19 protein-coding genes and 1 pseudogene are annotated in these 16,060 nt (G+C 63.7%); 7 read left to right on the top strand and 13 right to left on the bottom strand.

Annotated features, from left to right (window positions below; genetic code table 11):
- Positions 1–123: 123 nt before the first annotated feature.
- Positions 124–1,428, bottom strand: a complete 1,305-nt coding sequence (gene aspS / locus NATGR_RS10190) for an aspartate--tRNA(Asn) ligase (protein ID WP_005577435.1) — start codon at positions 1,426–1,428, stop codon at positions 124–126.
- Positions 1,429–1,531: 103 nt separating this feature from the next.
- Here aspS and NATGR_RS10185 point away from each other — a divergent pair, with 103 nt between their 5' ends.
- On the top strand, positions 1,532–1,780 hold the full coding sequence (locus tag NATGR_RS10185) for a hypothetical protein (protein ID WP_005577437.1): 249 nt from the start codon (positions 1,532–1,534) through the stop codon (positions 1,778–1,780).
- 444 nt (positions 1,781–2,224) lie between these two features.
- On the top strand, positions 2,225–3,001 hold the full coding sequence (locus tag NATGR_RS10180) for an SIR2 family NAD-dependent protein deacylase (protein ID WP_005577439.1): 777 nt from the start codon (positions 2,225–2,227) through the stop codon (positions 2,999–3,001).
- Positions 3,002–3,122: 121 nt separating this feature from the next.
- Here NATGR_RS10180 and NATGR_RS10175 read toward each other — a convergent pair whose 3' ends face one another.
- The 8 genes and pseudogenes from NATGR_RS10175 to NATGR_RS10140 all read right to left on the bottom strand — a co-directional run bounded on the left by NATGR_RS10175 (position 3,123) and on the right by NATGR_RS10140 (position 9,055).
- The gene (locus tag NATGR_RS10175; protein ID WP_005577441.1) at positions 3,123–3,782 is read right to left on the bottom strand and encodes a helix-turn-helix domain-containing protein; all 660 of its coding nucleotides are present in this window, start codon (positions 3,780–3,782) and stop codon (positions 3,123–3,125) included.
- Between the two features lie 81 nt (positions 3,783–3,863).
- Complete coding sequence (locus NATGR_RS10170; protein WP_005577442.1) at positions 3,864–4,571, bottom strand: phosphoglycerol geranylgeranyltransferase; 708 nt, start codon at positions 4,569–4,571, stop codon at positions 3,864–3,866.
- A gap of 150 nt (positions 4,572–4,721) precedes the next feature.
- A complete protein-coding gene (locus NATGR_RS10165; protein ID WP_005577444.1) occupies positions 4,722–5,915 on the bottom strand; it encodes a threonine synthase in 1,194 nt (397 codons plus the stop codon).
- Between the two features lie 209 nt (positions 5,916–6,124).
- A complete protein-coding gene (locus tag NATGR_RS10160) occupies positions 6,125–6,529 on the bottom strand; it encodes a hypothetical protein (RefSeq protein ID WP_005577446.1) in 405 nt (134 codons plus the stop codon).
- A 91-nt stretch (positions 6,530–6,620) separates the two neighbouring features.
- Positions 6,621–8,051 (bottom strand): Fe-S cluster assembly protein SufB, encoded by a 1,431-nt coding sequence (gene sufB / locus NATGR_RS10155; protein WP_015233538.1) that lies wholly within the window; start codon positions 8,049–8,051, stop codon positions 6,621–6,623.
- 179 nt (positions 8,052–8,230) lie between these two features.
- Positions 8,231–8,550: pseudogene (locus NATGR_RS10150) on the bottom strand (transcription initiation factor IIB 2); the annotation flags it as partial.
- Between the two features lie 104 nt (positions 8,551–8,654).
- Complete coding sequence (locus NATGR_RS10145) at positions 8,655–8,831, bottom strand: 50S ribosomal protein L37e (RefSeq protein ID WP_005577453.1); 177 nt, start codon at positions 8,829–8,831, stop codon at positions 8,655–8,657.
- Positions 8,828–9,055 carry an LSM domain-containing protein gene (locus tag NATGR_RS10140; RefSeq protein WP_005577456.1) on the bottom strand — a complete coding sequence of 76 codons (228 nt, stop codon included), beginning with the start codon at positions 9,053–9,055 and terminating at the stop codon, positions 8,828–8,830. The genes NATGR_RS10145 and NATGR_RS10140 overlap by 4 nt, the downstream gene beginning before the upstream one ends.
- Positions 9,056–9,270: 215 nt before the next feature.
- Between NATGR_RS10140 and NATGR_RS10135 the strand changes: the two genes are divergently transcribed.
- Together NATGR_RS10135 and NATGR_RS10130 are read left to right on the top strand one after the other, a co-directional pair.
- Positions 9,271–9,582 (top strand): hypothetical protein, encoded by a 312-nt coding sequence (locus NATGR_RS10135; RefSeq protein WP_005577458.1) that lies wholly within the window; start codon positions 9,271–9,273, stop codon positions 9,580–9,582.
- 42 nt (positions 9,583–9,624) lie between these two features.
- On the top strand, positions 9,625–10,587 hold the full coding sequence (locus NATGR_RS10130) for a zinc-dependent metalloprotease (protein ID WP_005577460.1): 963 nt from the start codon (positions 9,625–9,627) through the stop codon (positions 10,585–10,587).
- A gap of 4 nt (positions 10,588–10,591) precedes the next feature.
- Here the strand turns inward: NATGR_RS10130 and NATGR_RS10125 are convergent, their stop codons facing one another.
- The 3 genes from NATGR_RS10125 to NATGR_RS10115 form a co-directional block, all read right to left on the bottom strand.
- On the bottom strand, positions 10,592–10,792 hold the full coding sequence (locus tag NATGR_RS10125; protein WP_005577462.1) for a hypothetical protein: 201 nt from the start codon (positions 10,790–10,792) through the stop codon (positions 10,592–10,594).
- Between the two features lie 4 nt (positions 10,793–10,796).
- Positions 10,797–11,186, bottom strand: coding sequence for a nuclear transport factor 2 family protein (locus NATGR_RS10120; RefSeq protein WP_005577463.1), 390 nt, complete (start codon positions 11,184–11,186; stop codon positions 10,797–10,799).
- Between the two features lie 72 nt (positions 11,187–11,258).
- A complete protein-coding gene (locus tag NATGR_RS10115; RefSeq protein WP_005577464.1) occupies positions 11,259–11,810 on the bottom strand; it encodes a hypothetical protein in 552 nt (183 codons plus the stop codon).
- Between the two features lie 158 nt (positions 11,811–11,968).
- Between NATGR_RS10115 and NATGR_RS10110 the strand changes: the two genes are divergently transcribed.
- Positions 11,969–12,187, top strand: a complete 219-nt coding sequence (locus NATGR_RS10110; protein ID WP_005577465.1) for a hypothetical protein — start codon at positions 11,969–11,971, stop codon at positions 12,185–12,187.
- A 5-nt stretch (positions 12,188–12,192) separates the two neighbouring features.
- Here NATGR_RS10110 and NATGR_RS10105 read toward each other — a convergent pair whose 3' ends face one another.
- Complete coding sequence (locus NATGR_RS10105; protein WP_005577466.1) at positions 12,193–12,747, bottom strand: SPW repeat protein; 555 nt, start codon at positions 12,745–12,747, stop codon at positions 12,193–12,195.
- 154 nt (positions 12,748–12,901) lie between these two features.
- On the opposite strand from NATGR_RS10105, the gene NATGR_RS10100 reads away from it, so the two are divergent.
- Positions 12,902–15,577 (top strand): AAA domain-containing protein, encoded by a 2,676-nt coding sequence (locus NATGR_RS10100; RefSeq protein WP_005577467.1) that lies wholly within the window; start codon positions 12,902–12,904, stop codon positions 15,575–15,577.
- A gap of 190 nt (positions 15,578–15,767) precedes the next feature.
- Positions 15,768–16,046 (top strand): hypothetical protein, encoded by a 279-nt coding sequence (locus NATGR_RS10095; RefSeq protein ID WP_005577468.1) that lies wholly within the window; start codon positions 15,768–15,770, stop codon positions 16,044–16,046.
- Positions 16,047–16,060 lie beyond the last annotated feature (14 nt).

Raw genomic sequence — 16,060 nt, 5'->3', positions numbered from 1 at the left:
CTCGCCTCGAGGCCACCGCGCAGACGCACGATTCGCGGGAGTGCGCTGCTCTCTGATTTCTCGCTCATACGGTCTCGCGAGAACACGGTCGGAGCAAAGCCCCTCCCTGCTCCCACGCCACCGTTACGGCGAGAGCCGTTGCCGGTCGCGTGGGAACAACACAGCTTCGCGGATGTTGTCCAGTCCGAGGATCGTCATGATCAGGCGCTCGCCACCGAGACCGAAGCCGGCGTGGGGCGGCATGCCGTACTTGAACATCTTCGTGTAGTACTCGAACTGCTCGGGGTCGAGGCCCTGCTGTTCGAACCCTTCGATGAGGTGCTCGTTGCGGTGTTCGCGCTGCCCGCCCGAGACCAACTCCATGCGCGGGTGCATCAGGTCGAAGCCCGTCGAGAGCTCCTCGTCGTCGTCGTGGTCCTTGATGTAGAACGGCTTGATCTCGCTCGGCCAGTCCGTGATGAAGTAGTGGCCGCCGACGTCGTCGCCCAGTGTTTTCTCGGCTTCCGTCGGAAGATCGTCGCCCCAGACCAGCTGTTCGTCGAGTTCGCCCGTCGCGTTGATGCGCTCGATGGCCTCCTCGTAGCTGAGACGCGGGAAGTCGCCCTCGGGAATCTCGAACTCCTCTTCGAGGCCGAGCGCCTCGAGTTCCGCGCTGCAGTTCTCGTTGACTGCCTCGTAGGCTGCCTTGACGATCCCTTCCGCGACGTCCATCGCGTCGTGGGCGTCACAGAACGCACCCTCGAAGTCGATCGAGGTTGCCTCGTTGAGGTGGCGTGGCGTGTTGTGCTCTTCGGCGCGGAAGATCGGCCCGATCTCGAAGACGCGCTCGACGTTCGAGCCCGCGATCAACTGCTTGAACAGCTGCGGGGACTGGTTCATGAACGCTTCCTCGCCAAAGTAGGTGATCGGGAACAGTTCGGTACCGCCCTCGGTCCCCGTGGCGACGATCTTCGGCGTGTTGATCTCCGTACAGCGGAACGCACGGAACTGCTCGCGGACCGCACGCAGGATCTCGGCACGAATCTCGAAGACAGCCTGAACCTCGTCTTTGCGGAGGTCGAGCGTGCGGTTGTCGAGTCGCGTCGAGAGGTCGGCATCGACCTTCCCAGACGGGTCCAGCGGCAGTTCCGGCTCGGCTTCGGAAACGACCTCGAGTTCCTCGGGCGTCACCTCGACGCCCGTCGGCGCGCGCGGTTCCGCTTCGACGCTGCCGGAGACGCGGATCACGCTCTCTCGAGTGACGTCGAGACCGGTCTCGACGAGGTCGTCGTCCATCTCGTCTTTCTCGAACTTGATCTGAATCTTGCCGGTCGCGTCCCGCAGAATCAGGAAGGCGATACCGCCGAGGTCTCGGATCTCGTGGACCCAGCCGGCGACGGTGACGTCGTCGCCCGGCTCGGCATCTTCGGTGTAGGTTCTGTCCTGCATACCACCCGATTCACGTAGCCGGAACTTAAGCGCAATCGTTCGGCCTCGCTGGACCCGTCGGAAGTCGAATCACTACCGACCGAATCCGCTCTCGAGCCCTCGTGTGCGAATCCCGACACATCACGACACCTCGAGACCGTGCCCCTCGAGCGGTGAGTCCGCCCGAAACCCGGGCGCAAAACAGTTCGTCAAGCGGCCGGTTGCCTTCGGCATCCTCGCTCAGCACGGCTGGATCGGCGGGAGCAGCGTCGGCGTAGACCCGCTTCTCGCGATGGTCCGCGATCGACGTTTCGACCGGCGGGTCGTCTCGAGTCGGTTCGTCGTACTCGGGTTCGAGTCGCTGTCCCGCTAGTACCGTCCCAACTGTCGACTGACGGGTCGAATCGAGCGACACCGACAGATTCGACCCATCAGTTCAGGCTTGGCCCGCCACTAGTATCGTCCCAAGTCTACTCTGACTAGTGCACTCCACTTCTGATCGAGAATCGTGATCGGTTTGGGCCAACTCGTAACTAGTCGGTCCACACTTGGGACAGTACTAGTACTGTGCCAATCGTCGACTGCTGAGTGAACCCAGACGACCGCATTCGGTTTCACTCATCCGTTCAGGCTTGCCAAAGCACTAGAGCCACGACGATATCGACTAGCGCTTGTCCACCGTCATCGGACTCCCGTCTTTCGGCCGTGCGGTGATCGTCGCCCGCAGGTCGAGTTGCGTTCTCGACCGCTGTGAGGTGACGGTTGTCGGCGGGTGATCGTCCTCGTCGCTTTTGTTGATCGACCCCCTCGTGTCGGTATGGACGACCTCGAGCGACTCGCAGCCGAGATCGATCGCGACGCGACGGTCGTCGCACTCACGGGAGCAGGGATTTCGGCTCCGTCGGGCGTGCCGACGTTCCGCGGCGACGACGGTGTCTGGGACCACTTCGACGAGGGCCAGTTCACCTACGGCCGCTTTCGGAGCGACCCCGCGGGGTTCTGGGAGGACCGCATCGAACTTCAGCGGGAACTGTTCGGCGACGACTACGAACCGAACGCTGCTCACGAAGCCCTCACCGAGATGGAGCAGGAAGGCTACCTCGACGCGATTCTCACCCAGAACACGGACGGGTTACACGGCGACGCGGCGGCGGCCGTCGCAGACGACGAACTCGAGAACGGCGCGGACGCCACGATACTCGAACTCCACGGCAACGCCCGCCAGGTCCGCTGTATCGACTGTGGAAGGCGACGAGACGGTGATCCGATCTTCGAGCGCGCGGCCAAGGGCGAGCGGCCGCCGACCTGTGACTGTGACGGTATCTACAAACCGGACGTCGTCCTCTTCGGCGAGCAGCTTCCGGGTGCAGCCATCCAGCGTGCCCGAACGTTGGCCCGGGAAAGCGACGTCTTCCTCGCGATCGGCTCCTCGCTGGTCGTCGAACCCGCCGCCTCGCTCCCCCATCTTGCCGTCTCCAGCGACGCGACCGTCGGCGTCGTCAACCTCGAGTCGACGCCAGTCGACGACGCGGCCGACGTGGTCTGCCGGGCGGACGTCACGGAGGCGGTGCCGCGGCTCCAGTCGTCGCTGTAGTCGTCACCGATCAGACTCGAGCGACGACAGCTGTGCAACCGGCGTGTGACGCGATCTTCGGGAACGGACTCACGAGACGGCCAACGGACGCCACGCAACTGTACAGTCCGTCCGAAGCGCTTCAGCCACCATCGAATAGCTGTGTTTCGACCAGTCGCGCCTGTCCTCGTCGTAATCGTTCGCTGATGGCTTGACTCGAGACGTCGAGTGCAGCCGCGATCGTCCCGAGATCTGTCTCGCGTGGGACCTCGAAAAAGCCGTACTCGAACGCGAGTTCGAGCGCCTCCCGCTGTGGGTCGGTGAGGACGCCGTCTTCGGGGCCGCTATCGGCCACGTCCTCGGAGTCGGCGAGTCTGTCGAGTGCGAGGTGGACGTTTTCGTCCTCGAGAAAGTCGTGGTACTGTGCGAACGCCTCCCGATCGGGAAACCGCATTCGAAACGTCCACTGACCGTCAGCGCCCCGACACTCGAGGAGTTCGCCGCCGACCGAAACCCACTGGCAGTAGGCGTGGACGACGTCGGAGTCGCTACGTCGAATCCGATACATAGATCGCTCGTCCGTCCGATCGAACTGCTCGAACGTGTCGACGGTTCGATCAGTCGCCAGCGCTCGCTCGAGTCGCTCGAAATCGTCACAGTGAATCCAACAGAACGCGATCGGGTGTGCCGGATCGAGTGCGTACTGGCGCTCGAGTTCGACGGCGAGCGACGGCATCGCCTCGAGCGTGGGCCCGAGGACGAATCTCGACGACGCCGCTTCGAACTCGACGAGGATCGCCATACTACTCGAAGGTGACCGGAGACGCAAAACAGTTTAGGCCAGACAGCCTTTTTCAGGGCTGAAAACGCCTAATTCCAACAGTCAGGCGTCCGAAGCGCCCTCGACGGTTTCCCGAACGGCGTCGACGCCCTCGTCGTGAGCGAGGTCGCCGACGACGACGACGTCTGCGTACTGGGCCATCGAGTACGCCGAATCGTAGTCGTGAATCCCGCCACCGTAGAACAGCGTGGCCTCGTTGGTGGCCTCGCTGGCTGCCCGGACGATTCCTTCGTCGCCGAGCATGCCGGAGTACTCGAGGTAGACGATCTCCTGGCCGAACATGCGCTCGGCGATTTCGGCGTAGGCGGCGACGTCGTCGGCCTCGAGATCACAGTCGGCTTCGGTGTAGGTCGCCACGTCGGCTTCGGGGTTCATGACGATGTACGCCTCCGTCGTCGTCCGCTCCCAGTCGTACTCGTCGTCGAGTTGGACCCACTCCTTGTGTGCGCCGGTGATCCAGAACGGAGAGCCGGCGTTGAAGACGGTCGGGACGAGATAGCCGTCGAGTTCCTCTGCCTCGAGGACGACGTCGGGACTAGACGGCTCCTGATAGAGCGGCACGTCGTGTTCGGCGCAGGCCTCGATGACGGCGGCGGTGTTCTCCTCGGTGATGCCCATCGTTCCGCCGATCTCGATGGCGTCGGTGCCGGTCGCACAGAGATCACCGTAGGTGACGCCGTCGGGGAGTTCCTTGTCCGGGTCGATCTTGAGGATATGGTCCCAGTCGTCCCAGGGGGTAGAGGTAGTCATACCCCCCCGTTTCCCGACAGGCGGCAAAAACGCTACGAATGCGCGGCGCGTCTCCACGCCAGTAACAGACAGGCAACCGATGTCGGGAACGCCAGGTTACGAGTCGGTCGGACGGTATCGATCTCGGCTTCGTCCTCGAGGTGTGGTCGATCAGACACCCTGGCTCATCAGGTGACTCCGTAACACGTCCGCCTCCTTGTTGCCCGCACCGGTATTGAGAATGACGACCGTATCGTCGTTGCCGAACTCGCCGCGTTCCGCAAGTTCCCACGCGCCACTCGCCGCAGCCGCCGAACTGGGACACATCTCGAGCCCTTCCTGTTTGGCCACCTGAACGCCCGCTTGCAGAATGTCCGGATCGTCCGTCGAGACCGCGCCGCCGTCGGTCTCGCACAGCGCCTCGAGGACCCACGGACTGGCACCTGGGTCGGGAATCTCGAGGCCGCCACAGATGGTGTCGGGGGTCTCGACGGGGTCGTGCTCGTCTCGTCCTTCCTCGAATGCCTCCACGATGGGCGCACAGCCCGAGGCTTGCGCTGCGTACAGTCCCGGCAGTTCGTCGATCAGGCCGAGGTCACGGAACTCCGTTGCGGCCTTGTACATCCCGATCAGGCCGACGCCGCCGCCGGTCGGGTAGGTGATCGCGTCGGGGACCTCCCAGTCCAGTTGTTCGACGATTTCGTAGAACATCGTCTTCTTCCCCTCGTGGCGGTAGGGGGTGACGAAGGTCTGCAGGGGGAACCAGTCGTCGTTCTCCTCGCGGGCTTCCACGTAGGCTGTGCCCGCGTCGCCGATCCGTCCGCCGACGACGTTCATGTCGCCACCGTGGACGTTGACCATCGCCTTGTTCGTAAAGCCAGACCGCGAGGGGAGATAGACGTGCGAATCGAGCCCTGCACGGCCTGCGTAGGCGGAAGCCGCCTGTCCAGCGTTGCCAGCCGAGGCGAGGACGACGTCGCTCGCGCCGTGCTTTGTCGCCGCCGTCACCGCGACCGTCTGTCCGCGGTCCTTGAACGTCCCCGTCGGATTGCGTCCCTCGTCTTTGATCAGCACGCGTCCGACGCCGAGGTCGTCGGCCAGGGCGGGACAGTCGACGAGCGGCGTCGCTCCCTCGTCCATCGTGGTCGCCGACTCACGGGAAAACGGCAGCAACTCCTCGTAGCGCCACATCGAGTCGAACGGCCGCGACTCGAGCGTCTCGCGGTCGAGGTCGATCGCGTCGTACTGGTAGGTCGGATCGAGAATGCCACCGCAGCCCGGACACCGGTGGGTCTCTTCGGCGGCGTCGAACGTCGTCCCGCAGTCGACGCACTCGAGGCCGGTGAAGGCGGCTGTCGTCTCCATACTCGAGTGTTCGCGGCCCGAGACTAATGGCTGTTCATCGTCGCCTCGAGTCGCCGGCCCGGGGACGGGACGGTGCTCGGTCCGAACGCGAGAACGAAGTCGACACGAGAGTGGTGGCGGCCGCGAACGACGGGAGTACGGAATCGACTCGTGCTCTCTATCGACGCCGGTTGGTGGAACGTGTGGTCAGTTGTGGGTTCCGTCGGCGCTCACGCGGGCGACGTCCGCCTCGCCTCGAGGTCGGAGACGCCGACGTGAGCGACTACCTCCGAAACGACGGCTGGGAGACGACGGAGCGCCGGATCGATCGCCGGATCGAGCGCAGTACCCTCGACGATCACGGCAACGACCTTTCCTTCGCGTCCTGCTGGTGCGATCTCGAAGCGAAACCGGCGGTCCCGCTCGTCGATCGTGTGAACCCAGATTTTCGAGAGTCCCGTGGCGTTTTGCCACGTTTCGACGTCGACGACGACGAGTTCGCCCGCTGGCGACACACACCTCGAGTCACACGATGGGCATCGACCGGGGTGTGGTTTCGATCCGAGGTAGCCGTACTCACACCCACACTCGAAACACCGAAGCCGTGCCGTCCCGGTATCCGTTTCGCCTCTCATGCGTTCTCGACGCTCGAGATCGGTGCTCTCGCTGTCGTCTTGCCGTCCGACTGCGGTCGCTGAGGTGAGTTCCGCTCGTTCATCTCCCCGATCAGCCGAGGCTTCCCTCCATCTCGAGTTCGATGAGTCGGTTGAGTTCGACGGCGTACTCGATGGGGAGTTCTTCGGTGATCGGTTCGATGAAGCCGGCGACGATCATCTTTTTCGCGTCGTCGTCGTCGAGGCCGCGACTCTGGAGGTAGAAGATGTCTTCGTCGCCGATCTTACCGACTGTGGCCTCGTGGGCGACGTCGACTTTCGACTCTTCGATCTCCATGTACGGCATGGTGTCGCTGGTCGACTCGTTGTCGAACATCAACGCGTCACACTCGACGGCAGTACTCGAGTTTTCGGCTCCGTCGGCGATGTGGACGAGCCCGCGGTAGTTCGTGCGGCCGCCGCCTTTTGCGACGGATTTGGACTCGATGGTCGAGCTCGTGTCGGGCGCGTTGTGGTAGACTTTCGCGCCGGTGTCGATGTCCTGGCCGTCGCCGGCGAAGGCGATGGTGATGTGGGTGTCGGTCGCACCGCGGCCCTTGAGGATCGTACTCGGGTAGAGCATGGTGGCTTTCGAGCCCATCGATCCCGAAACCCACTCCATCGTCGCGCCCTTCTCCGCGATTGCGCGTTTCGTGTTGAGGTTGTACGTGCTCCGCGACCAGTTTTGCACGGTCGAGTACTGGACGTGGGCGTCTTCTTTGACGAAGACCTCGACGCCGCCGCTGTGAAGGTTGAAGTGTGAGTACTTTGGTGCGGAACAGCCCTCGATGTAGTGGACCTCGCTGCCGGGTTCGGCGATGATCAGCGTGTGCTCGAACTGGCCCATTCCTTCCGAATTCATCCGGAAGTAGGCCTGGACGGGCATCTCGACGGTGACGTCTTCGGGAACGTAGACGAACGAGCCACCCGACCAGACGGCCCCGTGCAGTGCCGCGAACTTGTTGTCGCTGGGCGGCACACAGGTCGTCATGAAGTACTCCTTGACGAGCTCGGGGTGCTCCTGGACGGCCTTGTCCATATTCATGAAGACGACACCCTTCTCCTCCCACTGGTCTTGCATGTTCTGATAGACGACCTCCGACTCGTACTGGGCTCCAACGCCCGAGAGGGCGTTCTTCTCGGCTTCCGGAATCCCCAGCTTGTCGAAGGTGTCTTTGATCTCGTCCGGGAGGTTCTCCCAGTCGTTGGTCCCCTCACGCATCTCGACGTCTGGCCGAATATAGGGAACGATCTCGCCGACGTCGACCTCCGACAGGTCCGGCTGGCCGGGCCAACCCGTCGGCATCGGCATACTCTTGAACTGCTCGAGGGCGCGCAGTCGGCGCTCGAGCATCCAGTCGGGCTCGTTTTTGTCGTCAGAGATCAGTCGGATCGTCTCCTCGTTGAGGCCCTTTTCGGCGGCGAGGGCGGCTTCGTGTTCGTTCTTGAATTCGAACCGCTCTTCGGTGTTGGTTTGCTGGAGGTGGTCTTGTTCGGAACTCATCGACCGTACCTTCGGCTACGGCAACAAAAGCCTAGTGTTCGAAAACCCACAAGTGAAACCGGTATTGGTTATTTTTTGTAGCTTATAAGAGAGAGTTAATTGGTGTTGGCTACGTCCCGGCGTCCGAACCGACCGCGGTAGGCGACGCCTCCGAGTGCGTGGACCGACCCGATTGCCCGTCAGTCCTCGGCGGCGACCGCGAGCAGCGCCTGATACCTGTTCCGAAGCGTCACCCTGCTCACGTCTGCCGTTGCCGACACCTCGTTTTGGGTGAGGGTTTCGTCGGTCAGTCTGGCCGCAGCGGAGAGTGCAGTCGCAGCGAGCCCGACGGGGTGTTTCCCGCTGTGGACGCCTTCCCGGACGCCGACCTCGAGCAGTTCTCGAGCCGTCTGCTCGGTCTCGTTCGACAACGCGAGACGAGACGCGTACCGCGGCACGTACTCGAGTGGGCCAGTGGAGACACCGGCAACTCGAGCTCTCGGACGAGATATCGGTACGCTCACGTCAGTTCCAGACTTTACTGTAGTGAGAAAGTGCGTCGAAACCGGCCGTAATCAATAGTCGGTCGCGTTCGGCGGCCGAGAACCGACCGATCAGTTCCGTTCAGTTGTCGCCGGCCTTCGACTGCCACTCGTAGTCGCGGCGCTTCGACGACTTGCCGAAGCCACACGACGAACAGACCTTCTTTTTAGTGTGGTAGGACTTCTCTCCGCAGCGACGACACTTGGTGTGGGTCGTCTTGTTCTTCTTGCCTTGGCTCGGGGTTCCTGCACCAGTCATGGAGTGATCGAAACGACGTTATCGCCGCGTATAATGGTTGTGTCTTCGATCGACTCGTCGTCTGTGACTGATTCGTCGGCGGCACTCGTCACGTCCTCCAGCACGAGATTCATGTGCTGGTCGTAGCCGGCAAGGTCGCCGACGTACTCGTCGCCACTCTTGAGCCGTACGGAAACCCGTTCACCCAGCGACGCCTCGAGGACGTCGAGCGGTCGTCCACTCATACGAAAGACGGCTGTTGACGGCTACTTAATCGTACCGGTCCCCGCTGCCGCCGATCGCGATTCAACGCGAGCCTACAACCCCCTCCAAAGCGCGGGGAGGAGACTCAAGAGGTCGCCAGAGGGAGATCGAACCCGCTCGAGACCGTCGGTAATGTCGCAGTATAGCACGAAAACCGAACCAAACGGCTAAGTGTTCAGTCGTTGACGCTGTGGATATGGGAGAACGAAAGTTTACCTTCCTCGAGTTGCACCTAGACGGCGACACGCAGTTCGGTCCCCGCACGCTCGACGCCCTGCCGCTGCCCGAGACCGTTACTGGCTCGGAGGCAGCGTCGTCGCCCGAGGAGAAACCGGACACGGAGACCGAACCCGAGGAAGAGACAGACGAGAGCGCCAGCAAGGCCATCGGTGCGGTGATCGCACTCGCCGTCCTCGTCGTTGCAGGTGTCGCGGTTCGGAAGTTCCGCGGCGGCGACGACGAGACAGAAGAGCAACACGAACAGGAGCCAGACGTCATCGTCAACTAGACCGACCGAACGCTTTTGCGTTCGCTTCTCGTATTCACCGTCGTGAACCTCTATCGTAGCGCTCGGGCAGTTGCCGGGGCGTCCGGCGACGACGTGATCGACTGGAAGTCGACAGCCGAGGCTGCGAAGGCCGCGACCGACCCAGGATCGATCGCGCTCGCACCCGGCGAACGGGAGGCCTACGCTCGCGATGTCCGCGACGCCCGCGACGGCGTCCGCTCGGTTTCCGGCCTCGAGTTCGACGTGCCGGCGACGGTCGAGATCCAGAACCGCCACCACTGGATCGACGCCAACGTGGCGACGTTCGAACGCGTGATGGGAACGCTCGAGGACCACGCCCCATCGGGTGCGTTCCCGGCCGTCGCACGGACGCTCAACACGGGATCGATGACTGTCCTGCTTTCGTTTCTCGGCCGTAACGTCCTCGGCCAGTACGATCCGCTCTTGCTCGCGGAGGCACCTGACGACGACCACGCGCTGTATTTCGTCCGTCCGAATATCCTCGCGGCGGCCGACGCACTCGAGGTCGACCCAGACCGGTTCCGCCGCTGGATCGCCTTCCACGAGGTGACCCACGCCGCGGAGTTTGGGGCCGCACCGTGGCTCTCAGAGCACCTAGAGCAACGCATGGAGCAGGGCATCGCGACCCTGTCGGAGGGGTCGTTCGATCGGTCGGCCTTCCGGGAACTGGACGCAGCGATGACCGTCGTCGAGGGGTACGCCGAACTGCTGATGGATCACGCCTTCGACGACGAGTACGCAGACCTGCGTCGGAAGCTAGACGAGCGCCGCCAGGGTCGCGGCCCGATCCAGCAACTGTTGCGCCGGCTGCTCGGGCTCGGGTTGAAGCGCCGCCAATACGAACGCGGCAAGCACTTCTTCGAGACGATCGCTAAAGCCCGTGACCTCGAGACGGCGAGTCTGGTCTGGGAGGGGCCGGCGTATCTCCCGAGTCACAGCGAACTCGACACCCCGAAGGCGTGGCTCCGGCGTGTCGACCGCTGACCAGTCACCCGACGGTCCAGGCCAGGTACCACGCCAGGACACCACCGGCTGCCAGGCCTCCCGCCGTCGCCAGCCCCACCATCGGCACCGACGCGCCACCTTGCAGTGCCATCGTTCCACTGGAGAGCCCGACCAGTGCCACGAACGCGACGGCAAGTCGTCCGTCCGCTCTGTCGCTCGAGTCGGGTGTGCGCCCTCGGCTCATCGGCTCAGAGGTCGTGTGCTGCGCTGACGTGCATGGTGGTGAACGACCACGCCGGCCCCTCGTCGTCTTCGGTCGGAACTAGTGTCCCGTTCCAGCGAGCGTCGAACTCGTTTTCGCCGCCGTCGTCGGCCGTCCAGGCCATCCGGACCTCGTCAGCGAACGTCGCAAACGCCTCGCGCTCTGTGACCCGCAGAGTCTCGCTCTCGACCACCCACCCACGAGTCGTCTCTCGCTGGTGCTGGAGCGTGGCTTCGACCTCGTCGTAGCCGAACGCCGACTCGCTGATCCCGAACTTGACGGTCGACTCGTCCACGAGGAAGTACGGCTCGAGGGGGTCGTTCCGGCGGAGCCGTTCGTAGTACTCTCTGACGACGTCTGCGGCGGTGTCGCTCATGGACAGACTGGCATCCCGAACGAAGATAGATCCTCTGGACGCGAGCGCAGGGGCTTGAACGGATGGGGGCGGTTACATGAACCCGCGGTCGACCTCGTCGGTCTCGACCAGTTCCTCGAGTTCCGCGTCCAGCAGTTCCTCGGCCTCCTCGAACCTGTCGGCGAGTTCCTCGAGTTCGTCGGGCCGGTCGTACTGGTCGTACTCCATCGGTCCGAACGCGGGGCTCTCGAGGGCCGCCATCACGTCGTCGAACAGATCCTGTGGCGTCGTCGGGGCGTCCGCGTGGGCCTCGAGAACGGTTTCGAGACGCTTCGAGACAGATTCGGCGTGGTCCTCGTCTTCGGGCGGGGACTGGACGGCAAAACGGTCGGCTTCCCGGTTGTCGGGGAGGAACGAATCGATGTCGTCGTCGACCTTTCGTGCGACCCGGGTGCCGACGCCTCGCACCTCGAAGGGGTTCTTGGCGTACGTCTTCAGGAAGTAGACCCCGCCGCGTGGATGCGCGAGATACATGTCCTCGCCGACGCCGCTAGCCCGATCACCGGCGACGGAGCGCCAGTCGTCCGGGTCGACGTCCTGCTCGGTAACGTCCTCGAGTATGTCCTGCCACTCGCGAATCCGCATGTGTGACGGTTGTGATCCCGGGGGAATGAACGTATCGGTCAACCCCAACGCCGCAAGCGAATCAAAAGGGATACGACGACTCCGCCGCCACGGTCCGTAACCAGATGTTTCCGCCGTCTCCTCGCCGGTCTTTCCCGCTCGTCGAACTGTTTCGCGCCATGCCGGTACAGAGCCTCCTCCTCACGTTCAGTCCGGTAGCGCTCGCGGTCGGACAGCTACTAAACAGCTACGTCAACGGCGTCTCACCGCTCGTCTCCGTCGGGTTTGCCGTCGGTATGCTCTTGTTTGCGGTCGTCGCCACGGGCCACCACGCCGCTGAGTACCGACTCCAGCAACTCGAGCGAGAGTTCGGCCCGGGCTGTGACGGCCGGCAGTAGTACCGTTACTGGGTACTGGTTTCTGGCTCCCTCGTGACTGCTCTTGCCTCGCGTGCTTCGTAGGCGTTGTATCCCGACAGCCCGGTGACGAGCAGGCCAGTGACGAGCGTACTCCAGAACATGCCACCGATCATCTCCAGCAGGGCAGCCGAGACGATCAACCAGATGCCGAGTACTGCCACGAGCGAGGCGACGCCGACGCTGAGCGGCACGTCGTTCGAGAGCCGATAGTAGTTGTAGCCGGCAGCGGCGAAGACGACGGCACCCACGAGAACGTTGTTCCACGTGATCGCCCCACCGACATCGTAGATCAGCACCGAGACGACAGCCCACAGGCCAAGAACGGCGACGATACCGCTGATGAACGACGTATTCCGGCGGCGTTCCTCGCTCGCGATCGCCGTCGACTCGTCGCGGGGTTCGTGACCACCCTGGCCCATCCGTTCCCCGGAGTCGGCCCCGGTCCCCGAGTCGGTCTCGACCGGCGTCCGTTCGGTCGGGTCGTCGCCAGCGTCCGGATCGCTCGGACTGGTCCGATCGTCGCGGTTCGGATCACTCATGGTAGCCGTCGGTTCGACCGGTATTTCAAAAGGAGTCGTGACCGTTTCGATCTTTCACGGTCGGGAGTCAGCGGTAACAGATGCTTACGTCGGCCGTCGGCTGACCGTCCGGGACCGATACCGTTTTTGATCGTTCGGACCGTGACGAGTAGTCGTGCACGTACGCGGAACCGTCGCGGGCGAAGTCGAGGTGCGCTCGGTGTCGACGAGCTACGGCGACAGCGACCTGGCAGAAGTGCCGGTTCGTCTCGAGAGCGACGACGGGACAGATCCGACGACCGTCACGCTCTGGAACAAGTGGACCGAGTCCGCCGAACTGCTCGACCCCGGAATGGAGGTGCTGGTGACGAACGCCGAGGCAGACGAGTATCGCGGCGAACGACAGTACACGACGACCGGGGACTCCTACGTCGTCGTCGAGCCGAGTTTCCTCGTCAACGTGACCGCCATCCGCAACTGGGTGGAGTGTCCGCGCCTGTACTACCTCAACAAACTCTCCGGGATTCCGCTGAACTACCCCGTCGTGAAAGGGACGATCGTCCACGAGGTCTTCGGGGACCTGCTTCGGGGGCGCGATCTGGAGGCAGCGATCGACGACCGCGTCGAGGAACGTGGTCTCGAACTCGGCCTGCTCGGCGAGACCCGCGAGAGCGTCGCCGAAGACGTCCGGGAGAACGCCGCGGCGATCGAGAGCTGGCTCGAGCAGGGTCGGCTGACGGAAGAAGATAGTTGGCGCTCCGAACAACTGCTGATCAGCGAGACGTTTGGCATCCGCGGCCGGGCCGACGCCATCCGCCGGGGCGCGCCGGTCGAACTCAAGACGGGGAAGAACCTGAAGAAAGAACCCCGGTTCAAGGACAAAGTCCAGGCCGCCTGCTATGCACTCGTGCTCGAGGAACACGGCGGCGAGGTCGACACCGGCACCCTGCTGTACACGAAAAACTCCGCGCTGGATCGCAACGAGGAGACGGGCGATCTCACCCCCGCGAAAGACTTCTCGATGGGCAACGGGCTCCTGAAGTTCGTCGTCCGTCTTCGCAACGAGATCGCCGCGATGGAGATGCAAGGCGAGATCCCGACGGGATACGAGGGCGACGCCAAGTGCGAGTACTGTTTCGAGCAGGACACCTGCATGGTCGTCTCGGGTCGGCTCGACCAGGAGTCGAAAGCCGGGGCGATCGGCACACCACTCCCCGAGGCCGAACGGGAGTACTTCGATCGATTCTACCGGGCCATCGAGGAGGAACGCCGCGAGGTCCACCGCGAGTACGCCAAACTCTGGGAACAAGACGCCCAGCAGCGGGCCGACGACGACCGCGCACTGATCGACCTCGAGTTCGTCGAGATGCGGGAACTCGAGGGCGGGCGCTGGGAACTCCGGGCGCGACGCGAGGGGGGCGCGACCTCGAAGCTCCGGGAGGGTGATCTGGTGCTTGCAAGTGACGGCGATCCGGTCGGCGGAAACTCGGAGCTCGCCAGGATCGAACGGCTCGACGAGCAGGTCGTCTTGACTACCGACGAACCGGTCGAAGTCACCAGGCTCGACGTCTACCCCTCCGAACTGACTACCGATCGACTGCTGGCCGCACTGCATGACTTCCTGCTGAAAGGCGACGAACGCAGGAAGGACGTGCTCTTTGGACGGGAAAAGCCCGCTTTCGACCGCCCCGACGAGACGTTCGTCGACAACAACGACGCCCAGAACGAAGCAGTACGGATGGCGGTAGGGGCCGAGGATTTCGCACTCGTCCACGGGCCGCCGGGGACCGGCAAGACCTACACCATCGCTCGAGCCGTCCGTGCGATGGTCGAACGCGGTGAACGCGTCCTCCTTTCAGCGTTTACGAACCGCGCCGTCGACAACGTCCTCGAGGCGCTGCTCGAGCAACTCGCGGACATCGTCGATCCCGATCGGATCGTTCGCGTCGGCTCCGAGAGCGGCGTCCGCGAGGATATGCAGCCCTATCGGCTCGAGCGGTCGGGCGAGCCTGCCGACCGCGTCGGGAAACTCCAGGCGGCACAGGTCGTCGCCGCGACGACCGCGACCTGTGGGTCGCGGGTGATGAAAGAACAGTCGTTCGACGTCGCCCTGGTCGACGAGGCCGCCCAGCTTACCGAACCCGGCACGTACGCGGCAGTCAACCTCGCGGATCGATTCGTCCTCGTCGGCGACCACGAACAGTTACCGCCGGTCGTTCGAGCCGAAAACGACCTGACCGAATCGCTGTTCGAACGGCTCGTCGACCGCCACCCCGAGGCCGGCGTCATGCTCGATCGCCAGTACCGGATGAACCAGCGTATCCAGGCGTTCGCGTCGCAAGAGTTCTACGATGGACGACTTCGACCCGCCGAACCCGAGGTGGCGAGTCGAACGCTCGAGGACCTCGCGGGCGTCGCCCGAACCGACCTGCCGGAGCACCTGCAAGACCCCGTCTCGTTCGCCCCCGTCGAGGGCGACGGCAGCCAGTACACCGACAGCGAGGAGGCCGCTCGGATCGCGGAACTGGTCGAAGCCTACGAAGAGGCCGGCCTCGAGCGCACGGATATCGGCATCATCGCACCGTTTCGCGCCCAAGTCTCCGAAATTTCGAACCACGTCCCCGACGCCGTCACCGTCGACACCGTCGACCGGTTCCAGGGCTCGAGCCAGGAGGTGATCGTCGTTTCCTTTACCGCGACGGGATCGCTCGAGGGACCGATCTTCGAGGACCACCGGCGGATCAACGTCGCGCTGACCCGACCCAAGCGGGGACTGGTGCTCGTCGGCGATCCGGCCGCGCTCGAGTCTGATCCGGTGTACCGGCGCATGCTCGAGTGGGCGCGTCAGTGACCGATGCGGAGGAGGCGGAGTGCCCCGGGGTCGTTCGGAAGATCTCTGCGCTTCCGTGATGACGAGAGACGAAGTCTCTCGAACCACTTGACCTCGAGGCAGTTCACGGCCTAGTTGTCGTCCGCTAGCCGCCACCGATCCCATCGTCCGACGTGAGCAACGTTATATGTCCTCTCTCGCAAGAACGGATATGACCAACGGACAGGGCCCACCGGAGGAGGAACTGCCGATCTACCTCAAAGATTTCCTCGCGCTTGCCGTCGTGTCACTGGTTTTCGGCGTGGCGCTCGCTGCCCTGTTGCGACCCGTAGAGCCCTACTCGCAGTTCGTTTTCACCGCGTTCTCCGGAGCCGTACTACTCGCGTTCTTCCTGTTCGTTCCCACGATGGCCGTCCGACTGTTTCTCGAGGAACGAACGGCCGAAGACGAGAGCGCCCCGACAGACCGGGGCAACGCCGATACCGAGTGACGAGCGACTCCGTC

The sequence above is a fragment of the Natronobacterium gregoryi SP2 genome (genome assembly GCF_000230715.2).
In the GTDB taxonomy this organism is placed as follows: Archaea; Halobacteriota; Halobacteria; order Halobacteriales; family Natrialbaceae; genus Natronobacterium; species Natronobacterium gregoryi.
The sequence above is the reverse complement of the archived record's forward strand: the minus strand, read 5'-3'. Positions and strand labels throughout refer to the sequence as shown.

Bases quoted from the DNA above. Each gene is read 5' to 3' on its own strand.
- aspS (WP_005577435.1), bottom strand. From the start codon at position 1,428: ATGCAGGACAGAACCTACACCGAAGATGCCGAGCCGGGCGACGACGTC.
- NATGR_RS10180 (WP_005577439.1), top strand. From the start codon at position 2,225: ATGGACGACCTCGAGCGACTCGCAGCCGAGATCGATCGCGACGCGACG.
- NATGR_RS10175 (WP_005577441.1), bottom strand. From the start codon at position 3,782: ATGGCGATCCTCGTCGAGTTCGAAGCGGCGTCGTCGAGATTCGTCCTC.
- NATGR_RS10170 (WP_005577442.1), bottom strand. From the start codon at position 4,571: ATGACTACCTCTACCCCCTGGGACGACTGGGACCATATCCTCAAGATC.
- NATGR_RS10165 (WP_005577444.1), bottom strand. From the start codon at position 5,915: ATGGAGACGACAGCCGCCTTCACCGGCCTCGAGTGCGTCGACTGCGGG.
- NATGR_RS10160 (WP_005577446.1), bottom strand. From the start codon at position 6,529: ATGAGAGGCGAAACGGATACCGGGACGGCACGGCTTCGGTGTTTCGAG.
- sufB (WP_015233538.1), bottom strand. From the start codon at position 8,051: ATGAGTTCCGAACAAGACCACCTCCAGCAAACCAACACCGAAGAGCGG.
- NATGR_RS10145 (WP_005577453.1), bottom strand. From the start codon at position 8,831: ATGACTGGTGCAGGAACCCCGAGCCAAGGCAAGAAGAACAAGACGACC.
- NATGR_RS10140 (WP_005577456.1), bottom strand. From the start codon at position 9,055: ATGAGTGGACGACCGCTCGACGTCCTCGAGGCGTCGCTGGGTGAACGG.
- NATGR_RS10135 (WP_005577458.1), top strand. From the start codon at position 9,271: ATGGGAGAACGAAAGTTTACCTTCCTCGAGTTGCACCTAGACGGCGAC.
- NATGR_RS10125 (WP_005577462.1), bottom strand. From the start codon at position 10,792: ATGAGCCGAGGGCGCACACCCGACTCGAGCGACAGAGCGGACGGACGA.
- NATGR_RS10120 (WP_005577463.1), bottom strand. From the start codon at position 11,186: ATGAGCGACACCGCCGCAGACGTCGTCAGAGAGTACTACGAACGGCTC.
- NATGR_RS10115 (WP_005577464.1), bottom strand. From the start codon at position 11,810: ATGCGGATTCGCGAGTGGCAGGACATACTCGAGGACGTTACCGAGCAG.
- NATGR_RS10110 (WP_005577465.1), top strand. From the start codon at position 11,969: ATGCCGGTACAGAGCCTCCTCCTCACGTTCAGTCCGGTAGCGCTCGCG.
- NATGR_RS10105 (WP_005577466.1), bottom strand. From the start codon at position 12,747: ATGAGTGATCCGAACCGCGACGATCGGACCAGTCCGAGCGATCCGGAC.
- NATGR_RS10095 (WP_005577468.1), top strand. From the start codon at position 15,768: ATGACCAACGGACAGGGCCCACCGGAGGAGGAACTGCCGATCTACCTC.